We start from the raw sequence: 22,027 nt of genomic DNA on the forward strand, positions 1-22,027 counted from the left end.
CTCCGGGTATTACAAACCCAGGAATAGAGTTATAACTCTAATTTTCCCCATCCAAATCCTTGAAAGTTTGCCTAACTTAGCAAGCATATAATTCAATTTACATTTACCTGATTTTATCCAAACTAGCAATTATGATCTCTTCTTTGATCGGAACTGAAATTTTAGCAGGTATGATTACTCCGGCCGTTTTGATTTCGGCCAGTGCTAGTTTAATTTTTTCCACTGCAAATCGATTGGGTAGAATATTCGATCGAGTTAATTTACTCAAAAATGAGATAGAAGGTGTCGTGGACGGAAAACTTTCCTTTCCTGAAGAGCGACAAGCTTATCTCAGAAGACAATTAAAGATCCAAAAGAAAAGAGCAAATCTGATCCAAAGATCCATGGCCGCGCTTTATACTGCGACTTTGTTTTTTGTTTCTTCCAGTTTGAGTCTGGGGATCATAGTCGCAATTGCGAGTCCTGCGTCTTGGGTTGCAACTGGGCTGGCTTTGGTAGGTGGGATTTTCTTGTTTATCGCAAGTAGTCTTTTGCTGTACGAAAGCCGTTATAATTTAAACTTTATCCAAGGCCAGATAGAATTTGCAGAATTTCTGGAAGATAAAGTGGAGAAGAAGTCGGATAGCCCTTCCTCCAAAAGATAGGAGTTTCATTTGAAAAAGGTTTTATATTCTCTTTCTATCATATTCTTTTTAGGTTTTGCCGGATTTACCCAAAGTCTTTCTGCAGACGGTTGTTATCTTTGTTCCGTAAATAGTGCAGATGTTTGCCGGGATTATTGTAGATTTTCTGGATCTGATTCTTTCGACACAAGGAAACGTTGTGAAACTAAAGGATGTAAGATCACTGGAACAGCGGCCTGTCCGACCGCTTCCAATTATAAGGTTTGTTCTGTGAGATTGGATTCTAAGTTTGAATATTTGTTTGCTGGCCGCTCGAAATAATTTAAACTTCTTTCAGATATAAAGTGGGGCTTCTTCTCCATTCGCCTCTTAGAGCTCCGAAATACATTCCTACTACTGCAATATTCAGAGAAATATAAAAGATCCCTATTTCCAACCAAGGAACGCTTGCTTGTATCTCGAATATCATCTCAGACATATAAGAAGAAACTCCCCAAACCAAAACAAAAGCCAAAACGAAAGATAAGTTCGCTAAAAGTAAAGACTCAGCCAAAAAGTATTTTCGTAAGAATGTTTTTGTCCCACCGATGATCCTAAGAAGGGAAGTCTCTTCTAATCTTTCCTTTCTGCTCAGTTCCAAAGAAGAAAGTATCAAAAGCAGAGAAGATAAAACGATCAGTCCTGTCATCCAACGGATCGCAAAAGACATCTTTTCTAAAATTCCCAAGAAGGATTGAACTGCTTTTTCAGTATCTACGATCGTAAGATTCGGAAATTCATTCGATAATTCTTTTTGTAGAGAATATCTGGAATCAGAAGAATCTAATAAAAACGAACTCAAATAAAACTTAGGAGCTTTTTCCAATATTCCTTTTGAAAACAAGACCACGAAGTTCGGTCTCATGTCCGACCAATTGACTGTTCTGAAATTTCGAATGGTTCCGGTGACTTCTACCCCGCCAATGGAGAAGGAAAGTTTATCTCCTAAATCCACTTTTAAGTTTTTGGAGAATTCCTTTTCGACTGAGATTTGGTCTTCTTCTCCTTTTCTCCAAAAATCACCGTCAGTGACTTTTTCTGTAGGATATAAATTCTCTCTATAAGATAAGAAATATTCTCTGGTCCTTGCAGTAGATCTCCAATCTCTTCTGAGAGCGGAAAGTTCCATATCTTCTTTTTTAACAAGTTCTCCGTTTACATGAGTGAGTCTCGCTCCGATCACAGGTGCAGTTAAAAGTTTTTCTACTTTATACTTCTCTGCTGTTTGTTGGAAGCTTTCTAGTTGTTCTGGTCGTATGTCCAACACGAACATATTCGGTCTTCTTTCCTTGTCTTTTGCTCCGCTATACTCTAATAAGCTATCGCTTAGAAAAATACTGAGTAATAGAACGAAAACGGAAGAGCCAAGTCCTACGGATACCCAAGATAATCCTGTTCTAGGTCTATCTAATTTTCGTAATGCCATTCTTACACTTGCAGAAAATTCAGATCTTTGCAAAAGGAATCTGATCGCAAAACGAATTCCTAAAATACCGAGATAAACAACAACAGGTAAGAAAAGTAGAGTTGCACAAAGTATTAATCCTTTGATCCAATCTCCAGTTTCCCACCAAGCTAATACAAAAAATAATCCAAACACTGCAATGAATGAGATGGATTGTTTTAATTTCAGTTTTGGAACAGAAGAAAGTTCATTTGCAAAATCTGATTTAAGAGCATACATTGGACTCAGGTTTCGAGTAGTGGAAAGGCTTTCCCAAGCAGAAACTAATGGGACTACCCAAGCTAAAACAAATGCCCATAAGAATGCTTTTAGATCTGGGATTAATTTTGGTTCAAAAAGGAATTCTTTGTCTGCCATATTCGGGATCTGAGTTTGTAAAAAACTTCCGAATAAAAATCCAAATATAGCACCTATAGTGGATAATATTAAAAGTTCAGAAAGAACAAGACCTAAAACTAGATTCGGTCCTGCTCCTAAACATTTATAAACTGCGAATGTAGTGGATTTTGATCTTACGACTGCTCTGCTTGTAAGAAGAATCGAGATCCCTCCTAAAAAAAATGCGCATAATGCCAATAAGGAAAAGAAATCCAATGTGTTTGTAAGGAATTTTTGCGATCCTGAATTTGCTTCCGTGCTTTCGTATAAGATCAGATCATTCTTTGCGAATTCTGAAAATTTACTTTTTTTGAATACATTTGCATCTGTTCCGTTAGGAAGAAGGATCGGAACTTGATAACTGATCCGAGAACCTCTTTGTTCTAATCCTGTTTCAGCTAAAGATTCTTTTTTTATAATGGAACTAGGCGCCATGGAGAGAAAATTCCCTGCCATTCCTGGTTCCTTTAAGATACTTCCTTTTAATACGAAGTTACTTTCTCCTAATTGAACCTTTGAACCGATCTTAAGTTTTAAATTTTTGATCAGCCCACTTTCTAAGAGTATTTCTCCAGGTTTTAATCTACGAAAAAGGCCTTTTGGTTCCGTTTCTAATTCGCCAAAATAAGGATAATCACCTTGGATCGCTTTGATCAATGATAAGCTTGAATCCTGCGAATCAGGGTTTCGCAACATAGAAGGGAATTGCACTAATTCGGATAATTTGCTTCCTTTTGGCAATTCCTTCGAAAGAAACGCTGTTTGTTCAGAGGTAAGTGGAGAAGGGCTCGTAACCACAAGATCAGAACCCATGATGTTTTTGGCTTCTCTGATGATAGAAGAAGTAAATTGGTCCCTATAAGAATGAACTGCGAGAACAGCTCCAGTTCCTATGGTGATTGCAAGTATGATCTGTAAGGAAGAAGTCTTTTTAGAAAAGATTTCTCTGAACATTACCCTTAGAAAGAACCTAATATTCATTTTTTCTTCCTGGATGCAGACTTCTTAGCAGTTACTTTTGGTTTTACACCGTTTAAGATGACTCCATCTCTCATTTCTAAGATCCTATCTGCCATAGAAGCAACCTTAGGATCATGAGTAACAACTAACAAAGTAGATTTACGATCCCTATTTAGTTGTTTGAGGAGAGACATTATATTCTCACCATTCTTCTTATCTAAGTTTGCGGTAGGTTCATCTGCGAAAAGAAGTTTAGGTTCATGTATAAAAGAACGAGCAATCGCTACTCTTTGCTCTTCTCCGCCCGAAAGTTGGCTTGGAAAGTTATGTGCTCTATGAGCGATGCCAACCTTCTCCAACCAATACATAGCTTTTTCATGTATCACTTTTTCTGAAAGATTTGTTGTCAAAGCAAGAGGAAGAGAAACGTTTTCTAAAGCATTTAATGTCTTGATCAATTGAAAATTTTGGAATACAAAGCCGATGTGTTCTCCTCTGATCTTCGCCAATTCATCTTCTGATTTATCAAAGAGAGATATTCCATCTAAAAGTACCGTTCCTGAATCAGCTTTGTCTAATCCAGCTGAAACTGCGAGTAACGTGGACTTGCCTGAACCGGAAGGTCCGATCACAGCAACGAATTCTCCAGACTTTACCTGGAATGAAACATCTTTTAATACATTAAATGTTTGGTCTGCAACTGTGTAAGACTTGTTTAAGCCTGATATAGATAACAAATTATCACCTTCCTTATGTTTTGACTGACCTAAACTCGGCACTTGACAGGAAATTAATTTTTACCTGAAAAAAACCACACTTGAAAATCTATTCCAAATAAAAGCGCGCTCAGAATTTTTTTCAAAAAAATTGCAGTCATTTTCACAAACTTCCAACCTAATTTTTTTTGACTCTAGAGTGAGCCGATTTTATAAAGTAACTCTCGACGTACGGAGAGAAGTTCCGAAAGCAAGAATCAATCTTCGGACTTATTTACACTCCGTAAATAAAAAGACAATCGATGGAATTTTCTGGGAGCAAAATGCAATTATTAGCAGTGACGGATTTGAACGAAGAAGAAGCGGAACTTACACAAGCGCAAAGTAAGCAATATACATGCAAAGGATGCGGTAAAGAAACACCGAATCTCTTTCAGTACGACCTCTGTCGAGATTGTTTGAACTTAACATTTCGTCGACTTATCAAGGTTATTGACTCAGTACGTAAATAAGTCAGATTCTTATCCAATATTTTTGTCCGTTTTCTAAGCAAGAGCTTAGAATTTCACTCCCAGAGAAAGCCGGTTTCCCTCCGGCTTTCTTCATTTCGGACCCGAATTGATATCTTTGGTTCCCGAGAATTTAAAAACACTTCTTCTAGTAACAATTTATAATGCCTTTTTTCTTCCTAAAAGGAAAGAAACCACTGATTCTAGAATTTTCAGCTCTATAATCAGCTTCCAGTATAACAAAAAAGAATTGGATTCTAGGCCTGAGGAAAAAACTTCACGGTATGGACTATCCGTTTCGGAAAATTGAATCAAAATGGCAAGATTATTGGGAAAAGAATTCTTCCTTTCGAACGGATCTACGCTCTTCTAAACCAAAGTTCTATTGTTTAGATATGTTTCCTTATCCCTCGGGCGCGGGATTGCACGTCGGTCACCCTGAAGGTTATACAGCCACAGACATAATTTCTCGTTATAAGAGAATGAAAGGTTTCGAAGTTTTGCATCCAATGGGCTGGGATGCATTTGGTCTTCCTGCAGAAAGATATGCAATGCAGCATGGGATCCATCCTGCAGTCACTACAAAGCAGAATGTGGACAATTTCAGAAGACAGATCAAATTGATCGGTCTTTCCTATGATTGGGACAGAGAAATCTCTACCACAGACCCGAAATATTACAAATTTACCCAGTGGATCTTCCTGAAATTATACGATTCCTGGTATGATTCCAAGACTTCTAAAGCTAAATCAATCTCTGAATTGGTGCAAATATTCGAATCTAAGGGCTCAGAAGGGTTTGAGGACCTCGAAACCTTCTCCGCAAAAGATTGGAAAGAATTTTCAAACGTAAAGAAGGAAACCATTCTTTCAGGATTTCGTTTAGTATATCAGGCAGAAATACCAGTAAACTGGTGCCCAGGTCTTGGAACAGTTCTCGCAAACGAAGAAGTAGAAGAATGGGTTGGTAAAGGTTACGAAGTAGTTCGTAAACCGATGAGGCAGTACATGATGCGTATCACTGCATATGCAGAGAGACTGTTAGAGGATCTATCTTTAGTTTCTTGGCCAGGCTCTACTCTTGAAATGCAGAAGAACTGGATCGGAAAGAGTGAAGGTCTAGAGTTAATCTTTCCTTTTGATGTATCTTCTCCACAAAACGGGATCAAGGTGTATACTACTCGTCCTGATACTGTATTTGGGGTAAGTTATATGGTGCTTGCTCCGGAACATCCTTTAGTGGATTCAATCACTACCAAAGAACAATGGGAGAAGGTTCAGGAATACAAAAAGGTTTCCGCTTTAAAGAGTGATCTGGATAGAACAGAACTTTCTAAAGAGAAATCTGGTGTATTCACTGGAGCATATGTTTTAAATCCAGCAGATCCTTCTAAAAAGATCCCAGTGTGGATCGGTGATTATGTTTTATATGGTTATGGAACTGGTGCAATCATGGCGGTTCCTGCTCATGACCAAAGAGACTATGAATTTGCAAAAGCTTTTGGATTGGATATCCTACCTGTAATCGAAGGAGATCTTTCTCAGGGTGCTTTCGATTCTAAAGAATCAGTTTGTATCAACTCTTCTTCTTCCGAAGTATCTATCAATGGTCTGAAGTATAAAGAAGCATTTTCCAAAACTGCTGATTGGGCAGAGAAAAAAGGAATTGGAAGAAGAAAAACACAATTCAAATTAAGAGATTGGTTGTTCGCTCGCCAAAGATATTGGGGAGAACCTATTCCTTTAGTTCATTATCCTTCTGGAGTTACAAAGGCGATCTCTGAGTCTGAACTTCCATTAGAACTTCCTAATTTATCTGAATTTAAACCTTCTGGAACTGGAGAATCTCCCCTTGCTTTAGCGGGAGATTGGTTAAAATATAAAGATCCTGAAACAGGTGAGATCGGAACTAGAGAAACAAACACTATGCCTCAATGGGCTGGTTCTTGTTGGTATTATCTGCGTTATATAGATCCTGAAAATCCAGACAGGTTTGTAGATGCAGATTTGGAAAAAACATGGATGCCTGTGGATCTATACGTGGGTGGAGCAGAACATGCGGTTCTTCACTTACTTTATTCACGTTTTTGGCATAAGGTATTATTCGATCTAGGTTATGTAACTACTCCAGAACCTTTTAAAAAATTGGTTCACCAAGGTTTGATCTTAGGCGAGGACAAAAGAAAAATGTCCAAGTCTTTAGGGAATGTGATCAATCCGGACGAAGTTGTTACAAATTTCGGAGCAGATAGTTTACGTCTTTTTGAAATGTTCATGGGACCATTCGAAATGGTAAAACCTTGGAGCACCAGAGGTGTAGAAGGTGTATTCCGATTCTTAAATCGTGTTTGGAGATTATATCATTCAGGCGCAGAAGAATCTTTCCGCTTGGAAGATATTGAACCGAACGAAGACGAATTAAAGATCCTTCATAGAACTATCAAAAAAGTGGATGATGATATTAATAATTTCTCATTCAATACTGCTATTTCTCAGCTAATGATCTTTGTGAATGAGTTAACTCCAAGTACTCGTAGATCTCGCAAGATCCTAGAACCATTTTTGCTTTTGATCGCTCCATTTGCTCCTCACTTAGCGGAAGAACTTTGGTCCTTAGCTGGAAAATCTGATTCTTTAACCTACCAAGGTTTTCCTGGTTATGAGGAGAAGTATCTGACTGATGACGAGATACTGATCGTAGTCCAGGTAAATGGAAAGTTAAGAGCGGAATTCAAAGCAGCAAAAGAGATTGCAGGTGACGAAGCAATTAAGATTGCAAAATCCTTGGATAAGGTGCAAATTTTCTTAGATGGAAAACAGATCCGAAAAGAGATCTATGTTCCTGGAAAACTGGTGAATCTAGTAGTTGGATAATGGGATCTGAGCTTTTTTACAATCAAGAAGTCCAGAGATTAGATCAAAAATTATATCCTAGAAAAGAGATCGTAAACAGAGTAATCCGATCCAAACAATATATGGATCAAAACTTCCATACAAAATTGGATCTAGATTTTGTTGTAGGGACAACATTCCTTTCTAAATTCCATTATATCAGATTATTTAAATCCTGTTACGGAGTAACACCTCACCAATATCTGATCTCTGTTCGATTGAGAAATGCAAAAGAATTACTTTTGAAAGAAGCTTCAGTATCTGAGGTTTGTGCTGGAGTAGGATTTGAAAGTCCGAGTTCTTTTGCCGGATTATTCAAAAAATTCACCGGGTTAAGCCCTTCTTCTTTTCAATCCAAATATAAAAAAGCAATTTTAGAGAAGTAGATCTTCTTCATTAAAATTGACCTAATTTCTGTAATATCCTTAAGATATGCAGAATGAAGGCTTTTAAAATTATAATCTTCTCCATTATCGGGATAGTTGCGGTATTACTTATTGCTGCGGCTTTTACTTCTAAAGATTTCCAAGTACAAGAAGAGATCGTGATCGATAAACCTAAACAGGTAGTTTTCGATTATATTAAAAATCTAAATAATCAAACCAAGTATGCTAAATGGTTTATGCTAGATCCGGAGACAGAATTTTCTTCTAAGGGTACTGATGGAGAAATTGGTTTTATACATTCTTGGAAAAGTAAGAATGAGAACGTGGGGATCGGAGAACAAGAGATCATAAAAAAGATAGAAGGCGAATATCTGGAAGTTCAGATCAGATTCGAATGGCCTTTTGTTTCCAATGACTCTGCTTTTACAAAACTGGAAACTATCTCTGAAAATAAAACCAAACTGATCAATAGATTTAACGGTAAGATGATGTACCCAATGAACCTCATGATCCCAATTATATGCGGTGATCTAGGTAAGGACATGAGAGATAATCTGGTCCGATTAAAATCTATATTAGAAAAGTAAAAAGTAATCCCTGAAAAGAGTAGAATATGAAAATAACAGTAATGAGCGTGATGGTAGAAGACCAAGAAAAGGCTCTCAAATTTTATACTGAAATTTTAGGATTCGAAAAGAAAACTGATATTCCTATGGGAGAAGCAAGATGGCTTACTGTAGTTTCTCCGGAACAAAGAGATGGTGTGGAAATATTGCTGGAGCCAATGGGTTTCGCTCCAGCTAAACCATTTCAAAAAGCTTTAAAGGAAGCTGGAATTCCTTGGACTTCTTTCGGTGTAGATGATGTGGATAAGGAATATGAGAAACTTACGAAACTAGGCGTTGAGTTTACGATGAAACCCACACAAATGGGGCCGGTAAAACTCGCAGTCTTAAATGATACTTGTGGGAATCTGATCCAGATCGCTCAACTTATTTAAGAAGAATAAACGCGAGCAATCCAACAAGCAGAACTACTCCAACTAAAATTGCATAGTTGAGAGTATTATTGCTTTCGGATTGTTTTGAGCCCATACCCGCAGGTCGAGGAGCGTTTGCAGCAGTTTTAGGTCTAGCTAAACGAACTGGTCTTTCTTCGAATGCTTGTAAAAGAACTCCTGCAGGACCTTTTGCAAAAATATGATATTCGTTTTTACCTGAAGCGATTGCGACGAAAGAACCGATCACAGGTTTTACGTTTCCATCTTTGTCCATAGCACCTAAAGTTTTAGCTAAAGCTTTTTCTTCAGGAGAAACAGAAGGGAGTTGTAATAGTATCTTATCACCTTCGTTCAAATCGTCGAAATCTATTCCATTTACTGGAGATAAGATCGTTTTTGCTAACACAACTCTTCCGAAACCTTTTCGAATGGTTTCGATCTGACGCATTACCGCAGCTTTTTCTGGATCTAAATTTTCTACAGGAGCAGTACCTTCTGGAGGGTCTTCAGGTGGTTTAGGGATAGATTGAATAATACCCGCAAAAAAACTTTTGCCTCTACATTTCAAACTAGATACATATTCTACGTCAGCTTGGACACGGATCATATTGATCTTCATACTAGTTTTGATCTGATTCTCTAACAAGTTAACTAGAGCAGCAGTATCATTACGATCCCACATTGGATAATATTGTTCTAATATTTGTTTTGTTAATTTAGTATGAAGGATTCTCGCAACTTGATCTGTCAAACCTGGATCTGGAGCTTCTTGTCTAGCGGCTTCCGCAATATCGTGCGAGATCTGACCAAAATCTTCGAAAGTTCTGATCTTGCGGATCACAGAAGAATTGGAGAATAAGGAATATAATTCTAAAAATTCGTTTTTATATCTGGATAATAATCCTAAAACTACGCCTGCTTTGTTCTCAACATCGATCCTTAATTTTAGAAGATAGGCGTCTTTGATTTTTCCTTGGATAAGTTCTATCGCTTGTTCTTCTGTATGAACGGATTCCAAGGCAAGGTTCATTTGATTTGCCTGCTCTTGGAGTTTACTTGTCTGAGGATTCTGTTCCATATTGCTAAAGACCTAACTGAAGTAAGGAGAACTTTAGGTCATGTTAGGCCGCTAGCCTTTTCTTGTAACCATTTTTGGTATCTTTGCCTTCTGGGCACATAATTCTGATCCAAGGGGATTTCGACTCTAGCTACTGTTCTATTTTCGGCCTGGCGACTATAGATCGTAAACAAATGGCGGTCATAGCCGCTTTGGGCTACCAGTATTTCCACCATTGTGATACCCATACCTGCACCTTCTGTGGTATCACCATATTTCATATAGTATTCGAATAGATTGTCAAATTCTTTAGAATGAACGAACTTCTCCCGAATCCTTTTCTCTTCACGGACTGCGAGAGTGAAATTATTTTGTACGAACAGAATGATCCGGTCTGAACTGAAGCTGAGAGTAACTTTTACGAATAGACCATGCTCTTTCATTTTCCTACGATAATAGGGAAACTTTCTGCTGACTAAATTTTCCTTAAAAGACTCCATTCCCAAATCATACTGAGAAGGATCTGCGATATTCAGTCCCAGTTCCTTAAATAGAACTCGTTTAATTGCTGCTTTAGTCGCATTTACGATCAGCTCTTTTGCGGAAGTAAATATAAGTTCGGTCAGATCCTCTCTTTTGTATTTAGAAAGGACGGTTTGGATGATATGTTTGAGCTTATTTTCGCCCCGGGTACTCAGGACGTAGGTAATGATAGAAATTGGCTCTTCTTTTTTTACGGCCGTCTCGACCTCGAAGAGGAATTCCTGAGGAAGTTCCTCGATTCCCTCGTACATTTGGATTCTCGATTATATGGACCCCGGCGGGCTTACGAGAAAAAAACGAAAAACGTCCGGGAAAAAAGAACGGGAATTTCCGATGGGAAATGAAAAATTTTAACCTTTCATTTGTAGAAAACCGCTGATTTCGTCCATGACGGCTCCCACTTCAGGTTTGCAGGATCGAATAACGTTAACCAGTTTTTGATCGGTTCCGGGGATCTTTCCTTCATGGAATTTGAGTTTAAATTCTGTGAATTTTAAACCGTGGGCGGTAGAGATTACGACCACTTGATCACCTTTTGCAATGGTCCCCTTGCCCATAAGTTTGTATAAAGCAGCGAGTGCCACTCCTGTATGAGGGTCATTGTACAATCCAAATAGATCTGTTTTGGCAGAAGCTTCCGAAAGTTCTGCTTCGCTTGCTTGTTCTACTATTCCATTGAATTTTTTTAATGTACGAATTGCCTTTTGGACTGATACAGGATTTCCGATCTGTATTGCAGAAGCAAGAGTAGGCTTCGCATCCACAGGACTGAACTCTTCGAAATTTTTAAGATAAGAAAGATAGAGTGGATTTGCATTTTCTGCTTGGGCCAAAACGATCCTAGGAAGTCTGTCTATCAGTCCTAATTCTTTTGCCATCTCGAAACCTGCTCCGAGAGCGGAAACGTTTCCTAAATTTCCACCAGGGATGATGACCCAGTCAGGAACTTTCCATTCCAATTGTTGAACGATCTCAGGTGCGATTGTTTTTTGGCCTTCAATACGAAGACTGTTCATTGAGTTTGCAAGATAGATCCCGGCTTCTTTAGTAACTTCTTTAACGATCTTCATACAACCGTCAAAGTCTGTCTCCAGTGCGATTACTTTTGCGCCGTTAGAAACTGGTTGTATTAATTGTGCTTGGGAAACTTTTCCTGCAGGAAGAAAAATGATCGCAGGTATACCAGCCTTAGCTGCATAAGAAGCAAGCGCTGCAGAAGTATCTCCTGAACTTGCACAAGCTACTGCTCTGATCTTAGCTCCCTTATTCAACATATGTTTCACTTGGGAGAGAAGAACTGTCATACCCAGGTCCTTAAATGAACCCGTGTGGGAAATCCCACATTGTTTGATCCAAAGACCACCAAGACCAAAATGTTTTGTAAGTCTTTCAGAATTAAATAGATGAGAAAGACCTTCGCCTGAGCTTATGATCTCAGAGTCTTCTACATGTGGAAGAACCCATTCTCTTTTATTCCAGATACCTGAACTATTCGGAAATTTTACCGAACCCAATCTGGAATCGAATAGGTCCTTCCATTCCTTACCTGATTTTTCTTTAAGAGCTCCCATATCATGGGAAACCTGAAGAAGACTTCCACATTTACGACATTCGTATACGATATCATTCAGATCGTAAGTTGCTCCGCAAGAATCGTTGATACAGCGGAATTCCGCTTTCAACTTGGTGAAGGTAAGGCTCATACTTTAGATAGAATTTAGAATGTCCTTTTTTTTGGCATCAAATTCTTCCTGAGAAATCAGGCCCTGGTCCAACATACTCTTGAGTTTTGTGAGTCTTGCGGTCGCATCATTCTGGTTGGAATTCCCGCCGGCATTGTTTTGTCCCATCATACCGGCCATCATATTGCCCATATTCATTCCCATTCCAAGTCCCATACCAGCAGACATTCCTTGACCTGCGTTTCCGCCTTCGTTCTTGGCTGCCGCTTCTCCAATATCCAACATTCTTTTTTGTTGGTACATTCCACCCAAAGCATCGATCTCGAATTTGTCTGTAAGGATCTTCTGGATCTTTTGGAAGTTAGGATCATTCTGGTCGAAGTTGATGGATTGAACAAAAAAATCTAAAACTTCTATCCCGTATTTGGAGAAGTCAGGTTGGATCTTTGTTTTTCCTGCAGAAGAAGCTTCTTCCAAATGTTGGTTGAGTCGAGTGATCGGTTCTCCAGATTTTAAAACAACTTCGGCTAAGAAATCGCTTAGTCTAGTTATGATCATTGGTCTTAAGAAACCATCCACCTCGTCTTGTGAATAAGCTCCTCTTGAACCGACTACTCCAACTGCAAATGCTTTGGAATCTACAATCTTGATATTATAAGCGCCGTTCGCTCTTACTCCTAACGTGATTGTGTATTTAGGGTCTTCTACTTGGATGGGTGCAGGAGTTCCCCATTTTAATTGGATGAGTGCCTTATTAATATAAACTACTTCGGCAGTAAAAGGAGTTTGTCCTCCAAAAGGAAGGTTCACTAATTTTTCTAAAATTGGAACGTTCCCTGTTTTTAAAGTATGAGTTCCAGGTCCGAAAATATCCAGAGCCTTACCTTCTTTGAAGAAGATCGCTTCCTGGCTTTCGTTCACTACCAATTGTCCGAAGGTACTGATATCGTTACGCGGAAATTTCCATACAATTTCGCCCGGTTTCCCTTCGTATTTTATTACGTCTATTAATGCCATAAGAACTCCTTGGAAATATATTATTCACTACTCAACATTCGGCAAATCAAAAATAAGACTATCGTTTTAAGAATACGTCCTTTCTGCTTTTTAATGCAGAATCGAACTCATCCAATTCCGATCTAAAACTACTAACCCAATTCCTCACTGTGTCTACTGAAACTTCTGGAGGGAAGTTCTGGGATTTTACTTTTGTGGATAATTCTTCCGCATGATGGATCAAAGAATAATCCCATTCTGCCAAAGCTTCCAATTCAGATTCGGTGGCTTTGAACCCAGTGCCCAATCCGTTTAAACCGTAACTTGCTCCAATAATTTCGTTTTTGAGTCTTTCTATGATTGAGAGTAAGACCTCAGTGGAACCGATTAGGTCCATTCTTCTTTCTCGGACGAAATTTTCTTCGACCCTACGAATTGGTTCCTTAAGAGAATCTAATTTTTTGGATAATTCATTTCGAGCAATCCTATCCGCTTCGTAATATTGATGGTTCTTTAAAACTTCTCCATAAAAAGGAAATGCAGAGAGAAAGGATAAGATTTTTCCTTTTTCCACTTTGAATCTGGAAACATATTGAGATATCGGGCTATTCGAAGTCATGTATAGAAGAATGATCCGGAATTTCTTTGTAAGCAAGACAAATACTGCTCTTTTCGTATCATATCCATGAAATCGTAACTTCGGCCCTAGGATTATCCGGATTTATTTCTTGATAGAAGATACCTGGAAAGTTTTTAATTCAATTCAGGAAGCAAAACCTCTTCATTATGAAATTTGATTCGGAATTAATTCGTTTGATTAGAAAGTCCACATTTCGATGGATCAAACTTTCTTTTCCGATCTTATTTGCAATATTCTTCATATTATATTTTAGGATTTTCGTGATCCAATTCTATTTGATCAGCGGCACAAGTATGATGCCTAGCTATAAAGAAAACGATTGGGTCTTAGTCAAAAAATGGGGCTTTCCTGCACAAATCGGTCCTTGGGTTTTATATATCTTAGAACCAGACGTTGATAGATTCGACGTATTGGTTTTGGATGGGATCGGAGCAGAACTAAGTTTAAAAAGAGTAGTAGGGCTTCCCGGAGATTTTTTCAGATTTTCAGAAGGTAGAATTTTGATAAACGATTCTTCCTTAGCGGAACCTTTCTTGAATTCAGGCTATAAGACCCAAGCTCCATCTGCATCCATTCTACCTGTTATTGGAGTCTCTGGAAATATTGGCATAGGAGATTCAGGAAGGATCCCTCCTGGTTATGTTTTAGTCTTGGGAGATAACCGAGAATTCTCCACAGATTCCAGAAATTATGGCCTAATTCCTTTCAAAAAGTTGAGAGGAAAGGTAATCACCAGCTTTTAAACCATTATTCCAACTCGGATTTCACTTGTACTAGAAAAGCTCTTTAATCATTCTGAAAAAGACCGAAATTTATAAAAGCGGCTCACTCATCGATGGATTATAACCTTCTCAATCGAAAAAGATTCACCATCTTATTTATTCTATTATGTGTATTCTTCTCTGGTCTTTTGGTCCGAGTAGGCTATCTAGTATTTTTTAACGATAGAGAGATTGCATTCAAGAATGGAGAAAGGATCTTAAGAGGAGCCATCTACGATAGAAGAGGAATTGAATTGGCATTGTCCATTGACTCTTCTACGATTGGGATCTATCCCGGAAATGTTTACGATCCGAATTTTACTGCAGTTCAAATTTCACCGTATCTAGACATTCCTCCCGAAAAGATAGAATCGTTGATCCGTGAAAAAAGTAGATATTTCCTTTTGAAGAGGGAGATTGATGATACAACTGCAAGCCGTATCATGGAGATGGCCCTTCCTGGAGTAAGAAGGGAAAGAGAATTTAAAAGAGTTTATCCTCATGGAAGTCTGGCCGCAAGTCTCGTTGGATTTACCGGAATGGATGATGATAAAGCTCTCTCCGGTTTAGAATATTATTATAACCAAGCATTGATGACACCTACTGAAGCAGATTCTGCAAGAGGTGCAAATGTTCATTTGACTTTAGATGGACTTATCCAATTCAAATTAGAAAAATCTCTAGGAAAAAGATTCGAAGAAGCAGGAGCAAAAAGAGCAGTTGGGCTCTTAATGGAGATCCATACTGGAAGAATATTGGCGATGGCCAGTTTTCCTTCCTTTGATCCAAATCGTTATTCTTCATTTGAAGAATATTCGCATACTAACTGGGCGATCCGGCATGTATACGAGCCTGGATCTACTATGAAAATTTTCTTAGCTAGTATTCTCCTTAATGAAAACTTAATACATCCAAACGAAAAATTTGATTGTCCAGGGTATGTGGACTACGGGAAGACCAGGATCAAATGTACCCATGTTCACGGAAAAGTGAATCTGGAGGAAATTCTGCAATATTCTTGTAATGCTGGAATTATCAAAGCGGCAGCCAAGATCCCGAATGATATACTTTACGAATATATGAAACGATTCCGATTCGGAGATAGAGCCGGACTTTTACCTAACGAATCGGTGGGTTATATGCCTATCTTGAATAAATGGACCCCTACAACTCCAATGTTCATGGCGATTGGCCAAGGAATTTCAGTAACTCCAATACAGTTAGTTGCATCCGCTGCTTCCATTGTAAACGGAGGAAGATTCATCACACCTAGAGTAGTTTCTCATATCACTGATTCTTATGGAGAAGTTCTTCAGGAATTCCAATCCGAAGAAACTCCAGTAGGTATTAAAGAATATTCTACCGAAAGATTATTGAAAGCGATGACTAGAGTTGTCCAAGCTGGAACTGGAAAGAACGCATACATACAAGAGTATTCTATTGCAGGAAAAACAGGCACAGGACAAAAGGCAGTTTCTGGTAGAGGTTACCAAGACGGATTATGGTCTGCTTCCTTTTTAGGATTTTTTCCTGCAGACAAACCCAAAGTAGTCGGTCTTATCCTTTTTGATGAACCTAAAGGGGACAGTCATACTGGTGGGGGACTCGCTGCACCTGTATTTAGAGAAGTAGTAGAGAATATTATTCCTATCATAGAGCAGGGAGAAAGAACGGTTAACGTTAATCTTCCTAAACTGAACAGAAAACCGCTAACAGGAAAATCAGAGCGTATTCCCGATCTAGTCGGAAGAAGTAAGAGAGAAGTAGTAGAGTTATTAGCTCCTTTGGGAGTTCCTTATAAACTTCATGGAAGCGGTTTCTGTTATGAACAAGATCCTTCTCCTGGTTCTTCTTATGAGGGTAAAAGGATAAACGTATTCTTCCAATGAAAGAATTTAGGTCGGATTTACTCGAAAAAAATTTGGCCTCACTTCGTAGCTTCGCGCCGGAAGCCTCCGAAAGGATTGCATCTTCTCAAATCAATTTTGAGATCGTTCCTACAAAAACTGAAGATCCTAGTTTAAGGATCGGTAATGTTCTTTTACATAGTTCCATGGATCCTCGCAAAGAAGCCGAAAGGCAGCTTGCGGATCTTAAAAAAGGGGATGAAGAAAGAGCATTTCTTTTTTTTGGGGCTGGCCTTGGTTATTCCATACAATATACATTAGGATTTGATAAAATAATCTGCGTATGGATGGAGCCTTTTCCAGAGATCATCAAGGCTGCGTTTTCACTTTTCGATTTTTCCGGTATGATACTTTCCGGGAAGTTAAGGATCTTTCTTCCACCATATGAAGAATCTGCATTTTACGAAGGTTTTAAAGGAATTTCAGGATATCCTGTAAGTTTTATTCCTCATAGAGGAAGTCTTCAATGGAAAAAGGAAGAATACCAAGAACTTAGATTTTTGGCCGAAACATTCTTTCATAAGAAAGATGTAAACACTGCTACATTAACTAGATTTGAGAAGGTCTGGACCGGAAATTTTATCAGAAACCTTCCAGAACTTGTGGATATGCAGCCTATAAACGAATTATTCGGTTTATGCAAATCCAAAGTGGATGTAGTTGTTTGTGGGGCCGGACCTTCACTTTATCTATCCTTGCAAGAACTGAAAGAATATAGAGAAAACTTTATATTGATCGCAGTAGATACTGCACTTCTCATTCTTCAAAAGTCCGGAATAGATCCGGATCTTGTATTTAGTGTGGATCCCCAGCCTTTAAATTCAAAATATTTAGAAGGATATTCCGGAAAGGCAAAATTCATATTTGACCCAACCACTTCTTATCATTCATTAAGAATGCCTTATATAGGTAAAAACCATTTTCTGACTTCTTCTCCTTTTCCCTGGATCAAACTTTTAGAGAATGCTTCCGAAAGCGGGCTGGGAGCCGTAGACTTTGGAGGTTCCGTTTCTACAAATGCGGCCAGTCTTGCGGAGAAGATGGAAGCAAGATCCATTTTACTTTTGGGACAAGATCTTTCTTTCCCAGGTTCTCAGGCCCATTGTAAGGGCGCGATCTTAGAAGAAAGATTGAACTTTCTGGAATGTCGGACTCAAAGAAGAGAACATCATAATTATAAACAAATGACCGCTTTGCCTCCCAAGTGGATCGAATCTATAGAAGGAAAAAAAATCAGGACAAACGAAAAACTTCTGATCTTCAAAAAATGGTTCGAAGAAAGATCAAAGGATCGCCCATGGGCCAATCTTGGAAAGGACGGAGCTAAATTAGAAGGGATCCAGAATAGTACGTTTAAAGAATGGTTTAAACAAAACCCCTCAGATACAAACCAAGTTTCAGAGATCAAAGAGAAGATCCGGCTTCTTCTATCTTCTAAGATCAATGGAAAAAAAGTATCGGAAGAATTAAACAAGATCTGTAAAGAGTTAAAAGAATTTGGAATACAAGTCTCTACGGGGGAAATTCTTTCCGAAAAAATATACAATCTCATCCAGAATGGAGAGAAGGACAAAGAATCCATTCGAAAAGCGTTACATGAGATTTCTGTAATAGATGATCGTATCAGTTCTAAAAAAGGCCTTACTGAATTTTTGGGGATTAGTTTACAAAGAGTGATCTTGGCAATTACAGAAGGATATGATACAGAACTCACATTAGAAGAAAAGAAGAACGAAAGACTTGCAGTCGCAAAGAAAAGCCTTCTTCTCTATTCCGGGCTGAAAAAAAGTACGGAAATGAATCTACAGCTTATAAATAAAGCAGTGAAACGTTTTCGATCGTAAGATCAAATTTCTCCACTTTGTTTTAATCTTTGCAACAGTTTTCGAGCCGCAGAATTTAGTACTATATCAATCGTCTCAGAAAGTAGCATACTTTCGGCTATTTTCTCTGACCAAATAACTTTTCCGGTATCGGAATCCACACAACGGATACTAAAATTGATCTTTCCAGAAACGCTAGGGGTGGCGGAGGTAAAATCCAAATCTTCGACTAAAATCAGTCTATCAGCCTGCAAAAGTTTTCCCAATCTTGAATATTCGCGTCCTTGTGTTATTCCGACCAAGGAAAGCTGGACCTCATTTATAACTTGATCCAGCCTTCTCCTTTCCAATATTGAAATTCCATTTTTTAAAAAAATCTTATTAAGCTCGGAATAAATTGAAGAGGTAAGAGGCTCATCTTTAGCGGATTTAGAAGTAACAATAAGAGCGTGATTATACTCATTCGTCGAAAAAAAACGGGAAGCAAGTTCTTTCGATTCTCGAATGTCCTTGAATAGATCATATTCGAACTGAGCAAATACCACTCTCATAATCGCATAGGTCTTATCCGATGTAGAGTGATCGAATCTATCCGTAAACGTTGAAAGAATGGGACCCAATAGTATGGGAGCTAAACCGAACAATATTCTATGATTTACGGAATACTTGTATGTTCTTATAGTCTTATGTTTTTCCTGATCATACAATTCGAAAGAGACAGATCCGTAAGTCCTATAAATTGCAGGAAACGTTCCTACAGTGAAGAAAAAACCGAGCATAGTCAATAATGGAGGTTTTACGTCATCCACCATGGGAACGATCTTGATTTTTATATTAGAATTTGATGATATTAGGAACTTTTGGCTTTTTTGGAATTTTGAGATAATCTCCGTCGAAAGGTATCCGTCAAATTCATCTGTCGGAGTTTGATTCGATCCTTTATCATGCAGCATTTTAATAACCTCTTCTCTTGTAGGAGGGTTAAAATCGAGTCTGACTGGAAGGATTTCTTTGTTTGAAGGAGTACTATGAAAAATGGATTTTGCCCCATAGATATCTCCTTCAATATTCACATGGTGAAGAAAGCAGGACGAAAAACAGAAAAGTATTAATAAGTAAAATAGAGATCTTCTCATTTTATTTGGGCACAATTTTCCAAAGTGAGGAAATAAGATCATCTATGTTTTCTGCAAAGAGTTGATTCGGAGGTTCGCAATTGTGCATAACTTGTAAATAACCCTGCCTAAATCCTCCTTACACAACGGATTTTATCCAAATCCAAGTAAAAATATGCCATAATGTCGTCTTATTGCACAACTAGACTAAAAATCCACCTTTGAAACTTTTTTTCGTTTTTTGGTTGACTCCATTTGTGCTACGCACTACAAATGGATTGTGCGCCGCACAACGGTGTGCCAAGGAGCTAAAAATGGAAAAACAAATTCTAGATGTACTGAACGCAGGTCTTGGTTTGGTTAAAAGTGGACAAGAAGGTCTGGATAAAGCGAAAGCAGAATTAACTAAGAGTTTTCAAGAACTCGCAGCTAAAGGCGCTTCCGACAATTCCGAAGCATCTGTTCGTGTTCGCGAGTTTGTAGACAAATTCTTAAACGAAGCTAAAGAATTATCTACTGCTGCTACTAAAACTTACGAAGATTCTCGCGCTAAGGCACTTGAAGTTTATAACCAGATTGCAGAAGAAGCTAAGAAATTAGTTCCTGCTGAACAAATCGAAGCTATCAAGGCAAAATTTAGCGAAGTTACTGAGACAGTTAAAAAGACTGCTGCTCCAACTAAAAAAACTGCTTAATAAAAGCCTTTTGAACCTCCATATCGGCGGGGGATTCCTCCCGCCGAAAATTTTTCCTTCTTCTTTCTTCCCTCAGTTATGAGCCCCGATAAAATTCCTAATGAATAAAATTACCTCTGTAATTCTCTTTCTCGTTTTCATTGCAGATTGCCGGATGAGCGGTTCCGGCGAAGAAGAAAGAAGGTTGATACACTCTTTCAGGAAAGAAGTATATCTCGGAAATGCTTTAAATGCAGAAAAGATGGTCTGCGAACATGTGCTTTTCAGTCCGGAGCGTAAAAAAGTAGAAAAAATGTTTTCTCGCATAAACCAGGTCGGTGCAAGGGCGAACATCGTACACGAAAGTACGACGTGGAAGTTTTCTGAATTTAACGGAAGCGATATTAATTTTTTAGTATTGGATGCGGTTCGAAGAAAGAAAGACTATTATAGAGAGCAAATTGTCGCAGGTAAGTTGGAAGGAAAACTTTGTATTTTTGGTTATACCATGTATAAAGATAACAATTTAAAACGGGGCCTCGGAGAAATGAAAAATAGTCTGGGTGAACCTTTTAACATTGAGTTTGAAGAATAAAAAGAAGGTTTATTTCTGTATACTTTTATAAACTTCGAATAACCTTTTCACTCCGAGTTTTGTTTCTTCTTCCGACGCGTTGGAGAAGTTCCATCTTAAATGATTTCTTTCAGGTTTACCAACGAAGAAGGAAGATCCAGGAACTGCAGCGAGTCCCTTCTCCAAACATTTTTGGAAAAGAAGGTCTGTATTGATCTCTTGTGGGAATTCCAACCAATAGAATAGCCCTCCTTTAGAAATTTGTAAAGGAAGAGAGTCTCCAAAATTATTTTGAAAACAATTGAATGTATGCTCAGATTTTCTTTGGTAGGTTTTTCGGATTAAGGAAAGATGTTCTTCGTATTTTGAAGAAGATACAAATCCATACACCAACTCCTGATTTAGAGTGGGGGAATGCAAATCCATGGATTGTTTTTGTATGATTAGATCTTTTAGGATTTTTTTAGGCGCTCTTATCCATCCAACTCTTAAGCCAGGTGCAAGCGTTTTGGAGAATGTTCCAATGGAGATTGTATGCTCCGGTCCTAATTCGCATAAGGAGATCGGAAGTTCCTCTTTGAAGTATAATTCTCTATAAGCAGTATCTTCCAAAATTGGAACTCCATTTTCTAAGAGTAACTTAGAAATAGAATTTCGAATCTCCAAAGAATAAGAATATGAGGAAGGATTTTGGAAATCTGGTATACAGTAAAAGAATTTAGGTTTTTCGGAAGAATTAGTCAGCACATATTTTAATTCTTCCATATCCGGACCTTCTTCTCCATAATTGATCCCGATGAAAGTTGGAGCGTAAGAAGAGAATACTTGTATTGCTCCTAGATAACTTGGTCTTTCTAAAAGAATGGGAGAATCTTCCTCTATAAAGTAACGGCTGAGTAGATCCAATGCTTGTTGGGAACCAGATGTTAAAAGAATTTCGTCCGCAGAAGAGCCTGGATAATATCGATCCGCAATCCAAGCACGTAAGTCGGAATGTCCCTGCGTGTCTGAATATTGAAATAGTTTTGAACCTTTTTTAGAAACAGAAGTTTCGAAAATATTTTTTAGATCTTCTATTGGAAACAAAGAATCATCCGGAAGCCCGCCTGCGAATGAGATCATTCCAGGAGTATCTATCACCTTTAATATATCTCTAGTCACAGAAGCAGGAGTTCTTTCAGTCCTCGCAGAAGGTCTGAAAATTTCAGATCTATTTTCTATAATTAACTTGCCCATCTTCTTATTTGGTTTATACATTATATTGAGATTACCATACAGATACAGAAAT

At 38.3% G+C, this 22,027-nt stretch carries 21 protein-coding genes; 12 read left to right on the plus strand and 9 right to left on the minus strand.

What is annotated here, in order from left to right; genetic code table 11:
- Nucleotides 1-131: 131 nt before the first annotated feature.
- Together EHQ52_RS09075 and EHQ52_RS09080 are read left to right on the plus strand one after the other, a co-directional pair.
- Complete coding sequence (locus EHQ52_RS09075; protein ID WP_135614870.1) at nucleotides 132-644, plus strand: DUF2721 domain-containing protein; 513 nt, start codon at nucleotides 132-134, stop codon at nucleotides 642-644.
- A 9-nt stretch (nucleotides 645-653) separates the two neighbouring features.
- On the plus strand, nucleotides 654-944 hold the full coding sequence (locus tag EHQ52_RS09080; protein ID WP_135614872.1) for a hypothetical protein: 291 nt from the start codon (nucleotides 654-656) through the stop codon (nucleotides 942-944).
- Between the two features lies 1 nt (nucleotide 945).
- Here the strand turns inward: EHQ52_RS09080 and EHQ52_RS09085 are convergent, their stop codons facing one another.
- Nucleotides 946-3,486, minus strand: a complete 2,541-nt coding sequence (locus EHQ52_RS09085) for an ABC transporter permease (RefSeq protein ID WP_135614874.1) — start codon at nucleotides 3,484-3,486, stop codon at nucleotides 946-948.
- On the minus strand, nucleotides 3,483-4,202 hold the full coding sequence (locus tag EHQ52_RS09090) for an ABC transporter ATP-binding protein (RefSeq protein ID WP_135614875.1): 720 nt from the start codon (nucleotides 4,200-4,202) through the stop codon (nucleotides 3,483-3,485). The genes EHQ52_RS09085 and EHQ52_RS09090 overlap by 4 nt, the downstream gene beginning before the upstream one ends.
- A gap of 302 nt (nucleotides 4,203-4,504) precedes the next feature.
- Between EHQ52_RS09090 and EHQ52_RS09095 the strand changes: the two genes are divergently transcribed.
- The 5 genes from EHQ52_RS09095 to EHQ52_RS09115 all read left to right on the plus strand — a co-directional run bounded on the left by EHQ52_RS09095 (nucleotide 4,505) and on the right by EHQ52_RS09115 (nucleotide 8,967).
- A complete protein-coding gene (locus tag EHQ52_RS09095) occupies nucleotides 4,505-4,693 on the plus strand; it encodes a PIN domain-containing protein (protein WP_423789901.1) in 189 nt (62 codons plus the stop codon).
- Between the two features lie 281 nt (nucleotides 4,694-4,974).
- Nucleotides 4,975-7,563: a leucine--tRNA ligase gene (gene leuS, locus EHQ52_RS09100; RefSeq protein ID WP_135614877.1), complete on the plus strand. Its 2,589-nt coding sequence runs from the start codon at nucleotides 4,975-4,977 to the stop codon at nucleotides 7,561-7,563.
- Nucleotides 7,563-7,967 carry a helix-turn-helix domain-containing protein gene (locus EHQ52_RS09105; RefSeq protein ID WP_135614879.1) on the plus strand — a complete coding sequence of 135 codons (405 nt, stop codon included), beginning with the start codon at nucleotides 7,563-7,565 and terminating at the stop codon, nucleotides 7,965-7,967. The genes leuS and EHQ52_RS09105 overlap by 1 nt, the downstream gene beginning before the upstream one ends.
- A gap of 53 nt (nucleotides 7,968-8,020) precedes the next feature.
- The gene (locus tag EHQ52_RS09110; protein ID WP_135614880.1) at nucleotides 8,021-8,554 is read left to right on the plus strand and encodes an SRPBCC family protein; all 534 of its coding nucleotides are present in this window, start codon (nucleotides 8,021-8,023) and stop codon (nucleotides 8,552-8,554) included.
- A gap of 26 nt (nucleotides 8,555-8,580) precedes the next feature.
- Nucleotides 8,581-8,967 carry a VOC family protein gene (locus tag EHQ52_RS09115; RefSeq protein WP_135614882.1) on the plus strand — a complete coding sequence of 129 codons (387 nt, stop codon included), beginning with the start codon at nucleotides 8,581-8,583 and terminating at the stop codon, nucleotides 8,965-8,967.
- On the opposite strand, the gene EHQ52_RS09120 is transcribed toward EHQ52_RS09115, so the two are convergent.
- The 5 genes from EHQ52_RS09120 to EHQ52_RS09140 all read right to left on the minus strand — a co-directional run bounded on the left by EHQ52_RS09120 (nucleotide 8,960) and on the right by EHQ52_RS09140 (nucleotide 13,864).
- Nucleotides 8,960-10,045 (minus strand): LIC10486 family protein, encoded by a 1,086-nt coding sequence (locus EHQ52_RS09120; protein ID WP_135614883.1) that lies wholly within the window; start codon nucleotides 10,043-10,045, stop codon nucleotides 8,960-8,962. The genes EHQ52_RS09115 and EHQ52_RS09120 overlap by 8 nt on opposite strands.
- 38 nt (nucleotides 10,046-10,083) lie before the next feature.
- On the minus strand, nucleotides 10,084-10,818 hold the full coding sequence (locus EHQ52_RS09125; protein WP_086447865.1) for a hypothetical protein: 735 nt from the start codon (nucleotides 10,816-10,818) through the stop codon (nucleotides 10,084-10,086).
- Nucleotides 10,819-10,917: 99 nt separating this feature from the next.
- Nucleotides 10,918-12,270 carry a threonine synthase gene (gene thrC / locus EHQ52_RS09130; protein ID WP_135614885.1) on the minus strand — a complete coding sequence of 451 codons (1,353 nt, stop codon included), beginning with the start codon at nucleotides 12,268-12,270 and terminating at the stop codon, nucleotides 10,918-10,920.
- Between the two features lie 3 nt (nucleotides 12,271-12,273).
- Nucleotides 12,274-13,266, minus strand: a complete 993-nt coding sequence (locus EHQ52_RS09135; protein WP_135614886.1) for an SPFH domain-containing protein — start codon at nucleotides 13,264-13,266, stop codon at nucleotides 12,274-12,276.
- A gap of 58 nt (nucleotides 13,267-13,324) precedes the next feature.
- Nucleotides 13,325-13,864 carry an LIMLP_15305 family protein gene (locus tag EHQ52_RS09140; RefSeq protein ID WP_135614888.1) on the minus strand — a complete coding sequence of 180 codons (540 nt, stop codon included), beginning with the start codon at nucleotides 13,862-13,864 and terminating at the stop codon, nucleotides 13,325-13,327.
- Nucleotides 13,865-14,031: 167 nt separating this feature from the next.
- Between EHQ52_RS09140 and lepB the strand changes: the two genes are divergently transcribed.
- The 3 genes from lepB to EHQ52_RS09155 all read left to right on the plus strand — a co-directional run bounded on the left by lepB (nucleotide 14,032) and on the right by EHQ52_RS09155 (nucleotide 18,397).
- Nucleotides 14,032-14,628 (plus strand): signal peptidase I, encoded by a 597-nt coding sequence (gene lepB, locus EHQ52_RS09145; protein WP_135614889.1) that lies wholly within the window; start codon nucleotides 14,032-14,034, stop codon nucleotides 14,626-14,628.
- A gap of 92 nt (nucleotides 14,629-14,720) precedes the next feature.
- On the plus strand, nucleotides 14,721-16,535 hold the full coding sequence (locus EHQ52_RS09150; RefSeq protein WP_135614892.1) for a penicillin-binding protein: 1,815 nt from the start codon (nucleotides 14,721-14,723) through the stop codon (nucleotides 16,533-16,535).
- Nucleotides 16,532-18,397 carry a motility associated factor glycosyltransferase family protein gene (locus EHQ52_RS09155; protein ID WP_135614894.1) on the plus strand — a complete coding sequence of 622 codons (1,866 nt, stop codon included), beginning with the start codon at nucleotides 16,532-16,534 and terminating at the stop codon, nucleotides 18,395-18,397. The genes EHQ52_RS09150 and EHQ52_RS09155 overlap by 4 nt, the downstream gene beginning before the upstream one ends.
- A gap of 2 nt (nucleotides 18,398-18,399) precedes the next feature.
- Here the strand turns inward: EHQ52_RS09155 and EHQ52_RS09160 are convergent, their stop codons facing one another.
- Entirely contained in the window at nucleotides 18,400-19,329 is a 930-nt protein-coding gene (locus EHQ52_RS09160) for a hypothetical protein (protein ID WP_208653469.1), read from the minus strand.
- A gap of 476 nt (nucleotides 19,330-19,805) precedes the next feature.
- Here EHQ52_RS09160 and EHQ52_RS09165 point away from each other — a divergent pair, with 476 nt between their 5' ends.
- On the plus strand, nucleotides 19,806-20,186 hold the full coding sequence (locus tag EHQ52_RS09165) for a phasin-related domain-containing protein (protein ID WP_135614897.1): 381 nt from the start codon (nucleotides 19,806-19,808) through the stop codon (nucleotides 20,184-20,186).
- A gap of 154 nt (nucleotides 20,187-20,340) precedes the next feature.
- Entirely contained in the window at nucleotides 20,341-20,760 is a 420-nt protein-coding gene (locus tag EHQ52_RS09170) for a hypothetical protein (protein WP_135614898.1), read from the plus strand.
- Nucleotides 20,761-20,769: 9 nt separating this feature from the next.
- Here the strand turns inward: EHQ52_RS09170 and EHQ52_RS09175 are convergent, their stop codons facing one another.
- Nucleotides 20,770-21,975 carry an aminotransferase-like domain-containing protein gene (locus EHQ52_RS09175; protein WP_244244829.1) on the minus strand — a complete coding sequence of 402 codons (1,206 nt, stop codon included), beginning with the start codon at nucleotides 21,973-21,975 and terminating at the stop codon, nucleotides 20,770-20,772.
- Nucleotides 21,976-22,027: the final 52 nt, after the last annotated feature.

It is taken from the genome of Leptospira koniambonensis (assembly GCF_004769555.1).
Taxonomy (GTDB): domain Bacteria; phylum Spirochaetota; class Leptospiria; order Leptospirales; family Leptospiraceae; genus Leptospira_B; species Leptospira_B koniambonensis.

Excerpts from the sequence above, each read along its gene's own strand:
- EHQ52_RS09075 (WP_135614870.1), top strand. The coding sequence starts at position 132 with ATGATCTCTTCTTTGATCGGAACTGAAATTTTAGCAGGTATGATTACT.
- EHQ52_RS09085 (WP_135614874.1), bottom strand. The coding sequence starts at position 3,486 with ATGAATATTAGGTTCTTTCTAAGGGTAATGTTCAGAGAAATCTTTTCT.
- EHQ52_RS09095 (WP_423789901.1), top strand. The coding sequence starts at position 4,505 with ATGCAATTATTAGCAGTGACGGATTTGAACGAAGAAGAAGCGGAACTT.
- leuS (WP_135614877.1), top strand. The coding sequence starts at position 4,975 with ATGGACTATCCGTTTCGGAAAATTGAATCAAAATGGCAAGATTATTGG.
- EHQ52_RS09105 (WP_135614879.1), top strand. The coding sequence starts at position 7,563 with ATGGGATCTGAGCTTTTTTACAATCAAGAAGTCCAGAGATTAGATCAA.
- EHQ52_RS09110 (WP_135614880.1), top strand. The coding sequence starts at position 8,021 with ATGAAGGCTTTTAAAATTATAATCTTCTCCATTATCGGGATAGTTGCG.
- EHQ52_RS09115 (WP_135614882.1), top strand. The coding sequence starts at position 8,581 with ATGAAAATAACAGTAATGAGCGTGATGGTAGAAGACCAAGAAAAGGCT.
- EHQ52_RS09120 (WP_135614883.1), bottom strand. The coding sequence starts at position 10,045 with ATGGAACAGAATCCTCAGACAAGTAAACTCCAAGAGCAGGCAAATCAA.
- EHQ52_RS09125 (WP_086447865.1), bottom strand. The coding sequence starts at position 10,818 with ATGTACGAGGGAATCGAGGAACTTCCTCAGGAATTCCTCTTCGAGGTC.
- thrC (WP_135614885.1), bottom strand. The coding sequence starts at position 12,270 with ATGAGCCTTACCTTCACCAAGTTGAAAGCGGAATTCCGCTGTATCAAC.
- EHQ52_RS09135 (WP_135614886.1), bottom strand. The coding sequence starts at position 13,266 with ATGGCATTAATAGACGTAATAAAATACGAAGGGAAACCGGGCGAAATT.
- EHQ52_RS09140 (WP_135614888.1), bottom strand. The coding sequence starts at position 13,864 with ATGACTTCGAATAGCCCGATATCTCAATATGTTTCCAGATTCAAAGTG.
- lepB (WP_135614889.1), top strand. The coding sequence starts at position 14,032 with ATGAAATTTGATTCGGAATTAATTCGTTTGATTAGAAAGTCCACATTT.
- EHQ52_RS09150 (WP_135614892.1), top strand. The coding sequence starts at position 14,721 with ATGGATTATAACCTTCTCAATCGAAAAAGATTCACCATCTTATTTATT.
- EHQ52_RS09155 (WP_135614894.1), top strand. The coding sequence starts at position 16,532 with ATGAAAGAATTTAGGTCGGATTTACTCGAAAAAAATTTGGCCTCACTT.
- EHQ52_RS09160 (WP_208653469.1), bottom strand. The coding sequence starts at position 19,329 with ATGCTGCATGATAAAGGATCGAATCAAACTCCGACAGATGAATTTGAC.
- EHQ52_RS09165 (WP_135614897.1), top strand. The coding sequence starts at position 19,806 with ATGGAAAAACAAATTCTAGATGTACTGAACGCAGGTCTTGGTTTGGTT.
- EHQ52_RS09170 (WP_135614898.1), top strand. The coding sequence starts at position 20,341 with ATGAGCGGTTCCGGCGAAGAAGAAAGAAGGTTGATACACTCTTTCAGG.
- EHQ52_RS09175 (WP_244244829.1), bottom strand. The coding sequence starts at position 21,975 with ATGGGCAAGTTAATTATAGAAAATAGATCTGAAATTTTCAGACCTTCT.